At 41.6% G+C, this 13,072-nt stretch carries 9 protein-coding genes; 8 read left to right on the top strand and 1 reads right to left on the bottom strand.

What is annotated here, in order from left to right; genetic code table 11:
* The first annotated feature begins 27 nt into the window (after positions 1-27).
* The 8 genes from ACTWQL_RS03910 to ACTWQL_RS03875 all read left to right on the top strand — a co-directional run bounded on the left by ACTWQL_RS03910 (position 28) and on the right by ACTWQL_RS03875 (position 12,470).
* A complete protein-coding gene (locus tag ACTWQL_RS03910; RefSeq protein WP_443141465.1) occupies positions 28-1,353 on the top strand; it encodes a YjiH family protein in 1,326 nt (441 codons plus the stop codon).
* 27 nt (positions 1,354-1,380) lie between these two features.
* Positions 1,381-2,574, top strand: a complete 1,194-nt coding sequence (locus tag ACTWQL_RS03905) for an iron-containing alcohol dehydrogenase (RefSeq protein WP_443141105.1) — start codon at positions 1,381-1,383, stop codon at positions 2,572-2,574.
* A gap of 557 nt (positions 2,575-3,131) precedes the next feature.
* The gene (locus tag ACTWQL_RS03900) at positions 3,132-4,295 is read left to right on the top strand and encodes an ROK family transcriptional regulator (protein ID WP_443141104.1); all 1,164 of its coding nucleotides are present in this window, start codon (positions 3,132-3,134) and stop codon (positions 4,293-4,295) included.
* Between the two features lie 16 nt (positions 4,296-4,311).
* Positions 4,312-5,412: an extracellular solute-binding protein gene (locus ACTWQL_RS03895; protein ID WP_443141103.1), complete on the top strand. Its 1,101-nt coding sequence runs from the start codon at positions 4,312-4,314 to the stop codon at positions 5,410-5,412.
* 48 nt (positions 5,413-5,460) lie between these two features.
* Entirely contained in the window at positions 5,461-6,543 is a 1,083-nt protein-coding gene (locus ACTWQL_RS03890) for an ABC transporter ATP-binding protein (protein ID WP_443141102.1), read from the top strand.
* On the top strand, positions 6,543-8,228 hold the full coding sequence (locus tag ACTWQL_RS03885) for an ABC transporter permease (protein WP_443141101.1): 1,686 nt from the start codon (positions 6,543-6,545) through the stop codon (positions 8,226-8,228). The genes ACTWQL_RS03890 and ACTWQL_RS03885 overlap by 1 nt, the downstream gene beginning before the upstream one ends.
* Before the next feature lie 18 nt (positions 8,229-8,246).
* Positions 8,247-9,653 (top strand): argininosuccinate lyase, encoded by a 1,407-nt coding sequence (gene argH / locus ACTWQL_RS03880; protein ID WP_443141100.1) that lies wholly within the window; start codon positions 8,247-8,249, stop codon positions 9,651-9,653.
* Between the two features lie 291 nt (positions 9,654-9,944).
* Positions 9,945-12,470 (top strand): NEW3 domain-containing protein, encoded by a 2,526-nt coding sequence (locus ACTWQL_RS03875; RefSeq protein ID WP_443141099.1) that lies wholly within the window; start codon positions 9,945-9,947, stop codon positions 12,468-12,470.
* A gap of 227 nt (positions 12,471-12,697) precedes the next feature.
* Here ACTWQL_RS03875 and ACTWQL_RS03870 read toward each other — a convergent pair whose 3' ends face one another.
* Positions 12,698-13,036: a hypothetical protein gene (locus tag ACTWQL_RS03870; RefSeq protein ID WP_443141098.1), complete on the bottom strand. Its 339-nt coding sequence runs from the start codon at positions 13,034-13,036 to the stop codon at positions 12,698-12,700.
* Positions 13,037-13,072: the final 36 nt, after the last annotated feature.

Below are 13,072 nucleotides of genomic sequence, written 5' to 3'. Positions count from 1 at the left end.
AAATAAGGAGGTATACAGATGTCCCAGATGAATCCTGGAGTGAATCCAGAGGTACCTACGCAATCGAATGGATCGACGGTAGGGAAGTTCGCATTTTTCAGCGCAATCGGAATCTTCATGTTTTTCTTCCCGATTACGGTTAATGAGAAATCGTCCATTCCGCTCGATCATCTTGTTACCTGGTTCCAGGTTACTTTTCCTGCGCTGGTGCCGTATTATGCCCTGCTTGTCATTTTACTTGGGGCTGCCTATCCTTTTTATTCGAAAACATGGAAGAAGGACAACGTCACGCTCGTATTCTCGCTGCTCAAAGTCCTTGGTTTGTTCGCGTCAATTCTGATCATGTTCAAGCTTGGTCCGGCCTGGATGATGACACCGAACATGGGACCGTTCCTATTTGAAAAGCTTGTCATCCCAGTCGGTCTACTTGTGCCAATCGGTGCGGTTTTCCTTGCATTACTCGTCGGTTACGGATTGCTTGAATTCATCGGCGTCCTCGTCCAGCCGATCATGCGTCCGATTTGGAAAACGCCAGGACGTTCCGCGATTGATGCCGTGGCTTCATTTGTCGGAAGCTACTCAATCGGCCTGCTCATCACAAACCGCGTTTTTAAGGAAGGGAAGTACACGGTCAAGGAAGCGACGATCATTGCGACAGGATTTTCAACGGTTTCGGCTACGTTCATGATCGTTGTTGCAAACACACTGGGCTTGATGGAAATCTGGAATACATACTTCTGGGTGACCTTGCTTGTAACGTTCCTGGTCACGGCGATTACAGTCCGCATCTACCCGCTGAGGAGCATGAGTGATGACTATTATCAAGGCATGGAAGGCACTCCGGAATCGAAGCCGACCGGCAACCGGGTGAAAAGCGCGTGGTCCCAGGCGATGGATGCGGCTAAGAACGCGCCAACATTCGGAAAAAACATCTGGGTTAATCTGAAGGATGGCTTCATCATGACGATGGCGATCCTGCCTTCAATCATGTCAGTCGGCCTACTCGGGCTTATGCTTGCGGAATTCACGCCGTTTTTCGATATTTTAGGCTATATTTTTTATCCATTCACTGCGCTCTTACAAATTCCAGAGCCGTTGCTTGCCGCTAAAGCAGCAGCCATTGAAATCGCGGAGATGTTTTTGCCAGCATTACTAGTCGTGGATGCACCTCTAGTCACGCGCTTTGTCATCGGTGTGTTATCTGTATCCGCCATCATGTTCTTTTCAGCATTGATTCCATGTATTCTGTCGACTGAAATCCCGCTCAGCATAGGGAAAATGATGCTCATTTGGGTTGAACGTACAATTCTCACACTCATCATCGTGACTCCAATCGCTTATTTGGTACTCTGACAAACTATCAAAAAGGAGATGGATCAAGTGGAGAAATTCGCAATACTTCGGACACCACAACAAATCTATTATGGTCGTGGAGCTCTTGATAACGTAGGATTGGAAGCTGCAGCAAAAGGGAAAAAGGCACTCATTGTCAGTGATAAAGTGATGGACGCACTCGGGTACGTTTCGAAATGCCGGGACTTTCTTAAAAAAGAAGGTGTTGAGACTGAGGTTTATCTAGGGATCGAATCTGAGCCGACAGATCGTTATGTAAGTAAAGCATTAGAGCTTTTAAAAACTGAGCAGTGTGATCTTGTCATCTCTCTCGGCGGTGGAAGCTGTATCGATACAGCGAAGGCGATAGCAGTCCTGGCAAACAACGTGGGGTACATAGGTGACTACAGACCGAATCGAGAAAAAGTATTGAACATACCGCTCCCCCACATCGCAATCCCGACGACTGGCGGAACAGGATCTGAAGCAACGGATGTAACGGTTATCACGAATACGACTGACGATATAAAAATGATGATCAAACAGCCGCCATTCATGCCTGAGGTGGCGATAGTCGATCCCTTGCTCACCGTTTCCTCACCACAAACTATTACTGCAGCAACAGGTGTGGATGCTCTTAGTCACGCAATCGAGGCTTATCTCTCAAAACAGGCACACCCGATGACGGACACCTTTTCCTTATCAGCTATGAAACTGATCGTGGAAAATCTCTTGACCGCTTACAATGACGGGGAAAATATCGATGCACGTGAAGCAATGTCCCTTGGCGCCCTTCAAGCAGGAATCGCGTTTACGAATGCTTCCGTTTGTCTTGTCCATGGTATGTCAAGGCCGATTGGTGCACTGTTCCATGTGCCACACGGCTATTCCAATGCGATGCTGCTGCCAGCCGTTCTAGAATACAGTAAAGAAGCATGTGTAGACCGCCTGGCGGACTTAGGACGGATTTTCGAACCAGATCTATTCATGTCCAATGCCGAGCTGGCTAAAATTGCGGTTGAATCTGTGAAGGAACTTTGCGGAAAGCTGAATATCCCGAATCTCAAGGACTGGGGAATCGATCAGGCAGCTTTTAATCAAGCAATCGGAAAAATGGCTGTAGATGCGATCGACAGCGGAAGCCCTGCCAACAATCCAAGAGTCCCGACACAAGGTGAACTCGAACAACTCTACCAAACCTGTTTCGATTATAAGTTTAAAAGTAGAGCAAAGGTAAACTAGAAGGGAAGCACTCTCGTAGATACGGGGGTGCTTTTCATCATAAACTATGTCGAAAAAGGAATGCGGACTATAATCGTTCTCCACCCGAAGTATGTCCATTTGTAGATGATGAAAAATAGAAGTTTATAAATAAATTTCAGGTATATAAGTAGATTTGGATACCTCTCATCGAACAAACCGCGCGAGAAGCCGAATCCATCCAAAAAAAGATATCCAGAGAGGAATGCTTAACGAAATTCCCCAAACTACTCCGGTAAAGAAATGGTCTTTTCCTTTCATCTAAATTCAACTCCTCCACTTAATGATTACTAGCAGTATGTTCAACTTTTTATTCCTTATACTTTAATATTCGTTTATGTAACAATTCATTAGTCTTAAATTAATTAAAAATTTAAAAAATTAGAAAAAATGAGTATTTCAGCATTATTAAGAGATAAACACCTGATAAAACTATATGAAGGGAATATACAGAGTTTTACAGTCTACCATATTTTTCATTACACTAGGTTAATAAGTTAACTTAACAAACTAATTGGTGATTGTAAGGAGTTAAAGGAATGCAAAAGGGGAATGCGGCTTACATCAAAAATATGAATACCAAAATCGTATTGGATTGCATCATCGAGCATGAACCGATCTCAAGAGCGGAGATATCGAAAAGAGTAAAAATCAGTAAACCGACTGTGTCACAACTTGTCAATCAATTACTTATGGATGGCTTTGTTTATGAGGTTGGGATGGGGAATTCTTCAACCACAGGTGGGCGTAAACCGGTGCAACTCTGTTTTAACGAACGCAATGCCTATATTATCGGAATCGACATTGGAGGGTCGAAAGTAGCGTCAGGAATAACGGACCTCAGGGGTAAAGTACATTCTTATCGTGAATTTCCTACCCAGGAATTTTTACATAAGGATTTGTTTAAGCGCTTACAAGAAGATGTTCAAGAGATGTTGAACGATCTGAATTTGACTAAAAGTGACATCCTTGGAATTGGACTTGGTGTGGCTGGTGTGACGGATGTTGAAAAGGGTTTGGTTATTGCGGCTCCTGCTTTGGAGTGGAAGCAGTTCCTTATCAAAGATGAATTGGAAGCCTATTACGATTTACCGATTTTTGTGGACAACGATGTAAATATAAGTGTACTAGGTGAACATTGGATCGGAGCAGGCGTAGAGAAATCAAACATCATTTATATCTCAATTGGGACTGGAATCGGCAGCGGAATTATCCTTAATGGAAACCTGTACCGAGGAAGTAACTATAGTGCTGGAGAAATCGGCTATCAGGTAACTGATAGGGAATTGGCGCGTGACTTCAACCCTGTCCTTAAAGGATTCGGTTTTCTTGAAAGTATGGCAGGTGGGATTTCAATAGGCGAGCAACTATCGGAACGGATCAATAAAAAAGTTACTGCAAAAGAGGCTTTTGAAATGGCAGATAAGGGAGATGAAGATGCACGAGACGTCATTGACTTTGCGATAGAAAATCTAGGGATCGGCATTTCGAATTACATCTCATTATTAGACCCTGAAATTATCATATTAGGAGGTGGTATCAGCGGATCATATGAGAGTTTCAGAGAACAGCTTCAAGAGATCATTAAGAAATACACTCCTGGAAAGTGTGAAGTGTTCCCTACTAAATTAGGTAAAGAAGCAGGAGTCATCGGGGCAAGTGCATTGTTTCTCAAAGAATATGATTCTATTTTTAAAATCTGACAGGGAGGTTTTCGGTTTGAAAATCGCAAGTAAAAATACATTTCGTTCCTTTCTTTTTCTGTTGATGTTCAGTATGGTCTTGACTGGTTGTATGGCCGGTGACAGTGGTTCAGAAGAAGGGTCTTCAGGAAATGAAAATGAAGATAGCGGAAATCTAGAAGATAAGGTTGTCGTGTATTCTCCGCACGGTAAAGATATATTGAGTGAATTCGAGAAACAATTCGAAGCTGAATATGATGTAGATATGGAATTTCTTGATATGGGTTCACAAGAGGTACTGGACCGTGTCCGTTCTGAGAAGAATAATCCGCAAGCAGATGTTTGGTGGGGTGCCCCTCAAGTCATGTTTGATGAAGCGAAGTCAGAAGAGTTACTGATGGAATATAAGCCTACATATGCCGACTCATTAGAGGATATGTACCATGATGAAGAGTGGTACTGGACAGGTACCTCCCAAACCCCAGAAGTGATCCTCTATAACAATAAAGAGGTTTCTGAAGAAGAAGCACCAAAAGACTGGGATGATCTTCTCGATACTAAGTGGAAGGATGAAATCATCATCCGTTATCCATTAGCATCAGGAACAATGCGTACAATTTATTCTGCAATGATCTACCGTTCGTATAAAGAAAGCCAGGATCCTCAAGAAGGATATGAATGGTTACAAAAATTAGATCAAAATACGAAAGAGTACAGTGCTAACCCTGAAGTCATGTATAACCAGGTGGCAAAAGGCGTAGGAACGATTTCTGTATGGAATATGCCTGATACAGTCATGCTTGCTGAGGAGAAAGGATATCCGTTCAGTTATGTGATTCCGGAAAGCGGTACCCCTGTCTTGACAGAAGGGATAGCAATTGTGAAGGATGCACCTCATCCAGAAGCAGCAAAAGCATTTTATGAGTTCGTCAATACGAAGGAAGCGGCAAAGCTTTTAGCAGAAAAATTCTATCGGATCCCGACACGTGATGATGTAGAAGGGCTTCCTGATTGGATTGAAAATACCGAAATCAAACCGATGGACATCGATTGGAGTGTGTTCCAGGAGAAGTCACCTGAATGGATGGAACATTGGGATCAAGAAATTAAAAGTTCAGATAAGGACAAGAGCGAATAACCTTTCTTTGTCCACCTTAAAGAAAGTGAAAAAGGAGAGTTGTTGTCTATGTCAGCAGTGGATCTATCCACCATTACCAAAAAATTCGGAGATGTGACAGCCGTCAAAGAGCTTGATTTGAAAATCGAAGAAGGGGAGTTCTTTACATTCCTCGGTCCCAGTGGTTGCGGTAAAACAACAACTCTTAGGATGATCGCGGGGTTCTATTACCCTACTGAAGGAAAAGTGAAGTTCAATGATCGTGATATGACGACAGTTCCACCTGAGAAGCGGAATACGGGCATGGTTTTTCAAAACTATGCCCTTTTCCCACATATGACCGTAGCAGAAAATGTTGCATTCGGTTTAAAAGTAAGGAAGATGGAGCGCTCTAAAATCAGTGAAAAAGTAAAAGAAGTACTTGGGAAAGTCCGGTTGGAAAAATTCATTGATCGTCAAGTCAGTCAGTTAAGTGGAGGACAGCAACAACGTGTGGCTTTAGCAAGGGCATTGGCGATCGAGCCCGATATTCTGTTGCTGGACGAACCATTGAGTAATCTTGATGCTAGATTAAGAGATGAAATGAGGACAGAAATTTTACGATTACAAAGGGATTATGGAATTACGACCATCTATGTCACACATGACCAGGTTGAAGCATTGTCTATGAGCGATCGGATTGCTGTTTTTAGTGAAGGTGTTTGTCAGCAAATTGGCACCCCTACAGAGATATACAATAACCCAGTCAATGACTTTGTAGCTGAATTCATTGGAGAAACGAACCTTTACAAAGTTTCTTATGAAAATGATCGAATCCATTGTAATGATCTTGGAATGGATGTTCAAATAGCCCAGCTATTAGATGAACGGTTGAAAGCAAATAGGGATCTTAAAATCTCTATTAGACCAGAAGCAATAAGGATTAGTAAGGAGAATATCACAGGACCGAATGTTTTAAGAGGTAAAGTGAAAATTGTCCAGTTCACAGGAGCTGCAGTCCATACATTGCTTGAATTATCTGAAGGGATTCAATTAAAAGTCACTACTTTAAACGAGGGTTCTTTTACATATCTCCAGGAGGGTGTTGAAGTCGTGCTTCAGCTTCCACCAGAAAAAATCAGAGTGGTGCCATCAATGAGGGAGAGAGCATAATGTTGAACGCGGAAAAACGGAAAACAGCATTATTATTGATTCCGATCATATTAGTTCTGGCAGGATATGTCCTCTATCCATCAATCGAAACGACAATTGAGAGCTTTCAACGTGATGGTGTTGCGACAATAAAGAACTATGCAGACTTTTTCGGTGCAAAGGCGTCTTCAAATCTAGAGGCACTTTGGAACTCTGTCTATATCTCCCTCTTATCTGTATTGTTCAGTGCATTGATAGGGGTACCTCTTGCGTTCATATTCAACCGCTATGACTTTCCGGGACGGAGGTTCTTTTCTGGCGTGGCAATCATGCCGATTGTTCTGCCTTCATTAGTGGGAGTTATGTCATTTATGTTTCTGTATGGAGAAGCTGGACTAGTACCGAATGCTATTAAAGATCTGTTCAACCTCTCGAAAGTTCCATTCAGTATTGGAGGCGTCTCAGGAATTCTATTAGTACATGCCTATACGATGTATCCGTATTTTTATATGACTTGTTCTTCTGCTATAAACAATATCGATCCATCGCTTGAAGATGCAGCCTATAATCTTGGTTCTAACCGTTGGACTGTTTTTTGGAAGGTTACTTTTCCATTGTTGACACCAGCTCTAGTGGCGGCTTCTTTACTTGTCTTTATGGTTTCGATGGCTTCATTCAGTGCACCATTCCTATTAGCTGGTGGTTTTCGTGTACTGAGCCTCCAAATCTACTTTTCAAAAATAAATGGCAACCTGGAAATGGCTGCTACACAATCCGTCATTCTATCAGCTGTTTCCATCTCCTTTCTGTTATTTATGAGATGGTTCCAGAATCGCCGCGATTACAGGATGGCCAGTAAAGGGATTGGAGCACATCGAAGTGAAGTAAGTAATCCATTTCTGAAATGGGTCATGGTGGTTCTCGGTATACTAGCTATGATCATTTTGCTTCTGCCGCATGCAACCCTATTGATTTTGTCATTGGTACCAGAAGGAACATGGACGTGGCAGATTTACCCGACAACTTTCAATCTGGAAAACTATATTCTTTTGTTTAAAGATACTTCGATTTGGGATCCTGTGCGTAATAGTTTATTCATGGCATTTGTTGCATCGCTCGGTTGTTTTGCGTTCGGAATCATCACATCTTATGCACTTGTGAAAAGAAAATTCATCGGGAAGAACCTGCTCGACATCCTCGTGATGATCCCATGGGCATTACCGGCTACTGTCGTGGGTATGAACTTGATTTTAGCTTTCAATAAACCGACACCATTTTCGTTTGGTCAAACATTGGTAGGTACTTTTTGGATTTTACCATTAGCCTATTTCATACGGTTCATCCCTCTGGTCGTCAGGTCGACTACAGCTGTATTGGAACAATTGGATGATTCCATTGAGGAAGCAGCCCAGAACTTAGGAGCAAAGTGGTTTTACACGTTCCGTAAAATTGTCCTTCCGATCATTATGCCAGGGGTATTGAGCGGAACATTGCTTGCCTTTGTCCAAGCTGTTGGAGAATTTCCGACGTCAGTCCTCTTATACACATTAGGTAATCGTCCGATATCAATTGAAATCATGAATCAGTTGCGGATGTTCAACCTTGGTCAAGCTGCTGCATATGGCATGATACAAGTTGGATTGATCGCCATCGTATTGTTTATTTCATATAAGTTCCTGGGTTTGAAATCGGAAAATACTATGTAAAAAAGAGGTGAAAGTAACATGAAAACGTATAAGGAAACGTTTGAAGAGCAGGATGGTTCTTCTTTTCCAGGAAAGACCTTTGCAAATGAATTGTTAATGCCTATATTCCAGGACCAACGTGCTCATTTATTTGAAAGTATGATGAGGGTTCATCGGGCTCATACCATAATGCTTCAAGAACAAGCCATTCTTTCTAAAGAAGAAGCTGAAAGGATTATACATGCAGTAGATCAAGTTTCGATCATGGACAGGAGCACGATTGAGTATTCAGCTGAATTCGAAGACTTGTTTTTCTTGGTCGAATCCAAAATAGCAGAATTTATCGGTGAAGAACTTGCGGGTAAGATGCATATCGCAAAAAGTCGGAATGATTTGGGCGAGACGATGTACCGGATGGTGATACGTGATTATTTGAATGAAATGCTTCAGGAAGTGAAGAAGTTAGGTCATGCACTGATAACCCAAGCAGAAGAACACATCGATACGGTCATGCCCGCCCATACCCATACACAGCCTGCACAGCCGACAACCTTCGGGCATTATCTTGTAGCAATTTCTGATAATCTATATCGGGATTATCAACGGTTGAAAAATACTCTGGTCATCGTGAACCAGTCTCCGATGGGGGCTTGTGCTATTACCACGACAGGTTTCAATATCAACCGGGAACGAGTTGCTGAACTCCTCCATTTTGATGGAGTGGTTGAAAACTCTTATGATGCAATCGCAACAGGTGATTATTTGATTGATGCCAGTCAGGCAAACATCAGTTTAATGACGAATATGGGCCGTTGGATCCAAGAGTTTTTAAGATTGGCTTCAAAAGAGGTAGGTCTTTTAAGGGTATCGGATGCCTATGTACAAATCAGCAGTATCATGCCCCAAAAAAGGAATCCAGTTTCAATCGAGCATTGCCGCGCGTTGGCAAGCAGTGCAGTAGGAGAGGGCATGACTGTCCTTCAGATGATCCATAACACGCCTTATGGTGACATCGTGGATACAGAAGATGATTTACAGCCACATTTATATAATGGATTCAAAAAAAGCCTTCGTGTGCTCAAGCTTATGAGAGCAGTCGTATCAACCATGAGTTTCAATTGCGATCGCGCTTTTCAGCAAGCTCGCGAGAATATGATTACAATTACAGATTTAGCAGATGTCCTGGCAAGGAAATATGAGATACCGTTCAGGAAGGCTCATCATACTGCCAGCCAAATTGCCAAAAGAACAGATACCATAAATAAAGAATTATATGAGCTCTCGGCTGCAGAAGTCAACAAGTGGATGGAAGAGGTGAAAATTTCGCAAGAGGACTGGGAAGAGGTTGTTTGCCCAAAGCATTTCATTGACCGACGCAAGGTTACTGGCGGAACAAATGGAATGATCGTAAAAGACATGATTGAAAGAAGAAAATCACGATGGTGAGTTATAACAGGACGGAACAGGCGGTAATGCTGTACCGTCCTTTTTCACCATTATTTTCTACCTGGTTTGTCATGATTGTTATGACTATTGTTGTGATTAGTAAATATTTGGAGGTAATTGGATATCATTGAGGAATTGTTAGGTAACTTGTCATTTTCGGCTAGTTGATTAGTAAAGTTAACTAACTAAGATGTTGTTTAATCAAGGAGGTGGTCAGACCGGGACGCAGATTTTTAATGGTAACGTTTCTATGTCTTTCTGAAAATATGATTTTCGAAAGGAGAAATACGAATGTTCCAAAGAAAATGGATGATTGCCTTAAGTTTATTAATGGTACTGACTCTTTTGGTTCCTGCTGTCTCAAAAGGACAAACTGCTCAAGAACAACATGACGAGGAACTTTGGAGTGCTGTAAAGCCTCTTGATACGATAACCAGCTTTTTGAATACAGGAGCACACCCTGATGATGAACGAAGCCACCTCTTAGCATACTTATCACGAGGGCTAGGGGTACATACTGCTAGCTTGATTGCCAACAGAGGTGAAGGTGGTCAGAATGAGATAGGTGAAGAACTTGGGAACGCACTTGGGATTATCCGCTCAAGAGAATTGATTGAGGCTTCAAAGGTTACCGGTGTAGAAGTTTTTCATTTAAGTCAAACGACCGATGATGAAATCTATGACTTTGGTTTTTCAAAATCTCCTGATGAAACCTTGCAGAAATGGGGAGAAGAAGAAACCTATGAACGTTTCATCAGACTGATCCGCACATATAAACCAGACATCGTCATGCCATCTTTCCGAAACGTTGAATCCCAACATGGTCACCATAGAGCAATATCGATCTTGTCACAGAAAGCATTTGAAGACGCTGCTGATCCTTCGGTATTTCCCGAACAAATTGAAGAAGAAGGACTGGACACTTGGCAAATCAAAAAGTTATATTTACCGGCTGAATCAGTTGAAACAGCAACAGTAGGGATTGAGGTCGGGGATTATGACCCAGTATATGATCAGACATACCCTCAAATCGGTGAAGAATCTCGATACCTTCATAAAAGCCAGGGGATGGGCCGTGAGGTTGAACCGGGATCAGAAATGGTCTATTTGGATTTAGTCAAGTCTTCAGTTGGCGAAATCCCTGAACAGGAAGAGACGATATTCGAAGGTATCCCATATGATTTTAATGAATATGCAGAAGAATTGAAGCGTAGTGATCGTAAAATCAAACGCCAGTTAGAAAAGCTGCAAGCTGACCTAGAAGAAGTAATCGAGGCTTATCCAAGTCATCAATCTGTTTTGAAAGACACGCACAATGCCTTGAAGCAACTTTATAAAACCAAACGATTCGTCGAGCATTTCCAATTCAATGATATCGATAAAAAAGATCTATTACACAGGTTGAATGTGAAAGAAGAGCAGTTGGAGAATACCAGCAAGGTCGCATCCCAATTAGAAGTATCGACAAATGTTGCAGCTCCTAATTTGACTCAAGGAACAAGTACTTATGTAGACATTACTTTGAAAAACAATGGAGATGTTGAGCTTAAAGATGTAACAGCCAAATTGAACTTGCCGGAAGATTGGGATGTAGATGGAAGTATGCATGCTCAGAATTTAGCGCCGGGTGATGAACAGAACTTTGACGTTAAAATCCATGTTCCAGAGGATGCTGAGTATTATCAACCACATGAAGACAGTGTATTATCAACGAAAGTAACCTATAAGGTTGAAAGGCAAGCAGTTCAACTTAATTATAACCCCGAAGAAACGATAGCGGTCCTTCCAGAGGTTAGTTTGAAAGCGGACCCTGCTAGTATGATTGTCAATACAGCTAAAGAAATGAAGGAAGAAACAATTGATGTGAATGTAACGAATTATTCAAATGGCCCGCTGACAGCCGAGGTTTCCTTGAATCTCCCTGAGGGATGGGAACCAGTTGAAAGTCAAACAGTCGAGCTTGGAGAAAATGATACTTCGAAGAATGTCTCCTTCACCTTAACACCTCCAGAAGGGATTGAAAATGGGGAATTTGAAATCAAACCTGTAGCAGAGGTGGAAGGAAAGCAACTCGATACAACAGTACAAAAGATCGCTTATGACCATATCGGGACCTTTTATTATTTAAAAGAAGCAGCAATACAAGGAGTAGCTTTTGAACTGAACTATCCAGAAGATCTGAAGATTGGATATATTGAGTCAGGATTCGATATGGTAGCCGATCAACTGATCAACGCTGGAATGGATGTGACACGTATTTCTGATGGGGAACTAGCTAATGGAGATCTGTCGCAATATGACACGATTGTGACGGGAATAAGAGCCTATCTTTCACGAGAAGACTTATTAAACAACAATGCCCATTTATTAGAATATGTTGAGAACGGCGGTCATCTGGTCGTCCAATATAATAAACCATGGGATAACTGGGATCCAAATGCGACAGCCCCTTATCCGTTGACGATTGGTCAGCCATCAATTGAATGGCGTGTGACGGATGAAACCTCAGAATATGAAGTCTTACAACCAAACCACACCTTATTGAACTATCCAAATGAAATAACTGCAGAAGACTGGGATGGTTGGGTACAGGAGAGAGGTCTGTATTATCCGATGGAATGGGATGACAGATACGAAACACTTATCAACATGACTGATTTGGATGGAGATACATTCGATGGTGGAATTCTGTATACTGATTATGGTGAAGGTAGCTATGTCTATACAAATCTCGTTTGGTACAGGCAAATCCAAAATCAAGTACCTGGAGGATATCGTATCTTTACAAACTTAATCAGTTATCCGAAATCAGAATAAGATGAAGAATAAAAAGGGCTGTCCTATGAAAAGTGTCAGACACCTCCAACACAACATTTTAGATCAAAACCACGATTGATTTTTCTTAAAATGTTGTTGTTCGGAGAGACTTAGACACTTTTTGGACAGCCCCTTTTGTATACAAATAAATTTTCTTAAGAAAATTTCAAGATCTTATAAGGGTAAAAAGACCTATATCCTGTTAAGTTACCAAGATATAGGATATTTTACTTAGAAAATATTGAAAATAAGCCTTTTTTCTTTTTGCGCTTTTTCGATCGTTCTCTAAGCAGCTTTTTGATTTCTTCAGTTTCTTCTGCTTCCATTGTTTCAAATGATGTATGGTAACGGGCGATGAAGTATGTGCCAAGTGGCATTGAGCTGTTTTCATAACCATACCCTTCATCTACGCTGCATACTAATCTATAACCGCTGATAAAGAACTTTTCTACACTTACAGGACCGTCTACTAGTTCTTCGAAGTATGATAAATCATTCGGAATGTAAGTGGATTGGGGATGTTGTCCTGGTTTTACAAGCACAACCATTAATTTGTTTTCATCCAACCGAAGACCCACCTTTTCTATAAAATCTTAGAATAA

This window comes from Pseudalkalibacillus sp. R45, from assembly GCF_052246725.1.
Classification (GTDB): Bacteria; Bacillota; Bacilli; order Bacillales; family Fictibacillaceae; genus Pseudalkalibacillus.
The sequence above is the reverse complement of the archived record's forward strand: the minus strand, read 5'-3'. Positions and strand labels throughout refer to the sequence as shown.

Bases quoted from the DNA above. Each gene is read 5' to 3' on its own strand.
- ACTWQL_RS03910 (WP_443141465.1), top strand. From the start codon at position 28: ATGAATCCTGGAGTGAATCCAGAGGTACCTACGCAATCGAATGGATCG.
- ACTWQL_RS03900 (WP_443141104.1), top strand. From the start codon at position 3,132: ATGCAAAAGGGGAATGCGGCTTACATCAAAAATATGAATACCAAAATC.
- ACTWQL_RS03890 (WP_443141102.1), top strand. From the start codon at position 5,461: ATGTCAGCAGTGGATCTATCCACCATTACCAAAAAATTCGGAGATGTG.
- ACTWQL_RS03885 (WP_443141101.1), top strand. From the start codon at position 6,543: ATGTTGAACGCGGAAAAACGGAAAACAGCATTATTATTGATTCCGATC.
- argH (WP_443141100.1), top strand. From the start codon at position 8,247: ATGAAAACGTATAAGGAAACGTTTGAAGAGCAGGATGGTTCTTCTTTT.
- ACTWQL_RS03875 (WP_443141099.1), top strand. From the start codon at position 9,945: ATGTTCCAAAGAAAATGGATGATTGCCTTAAGTTTATTAATGGTACTG.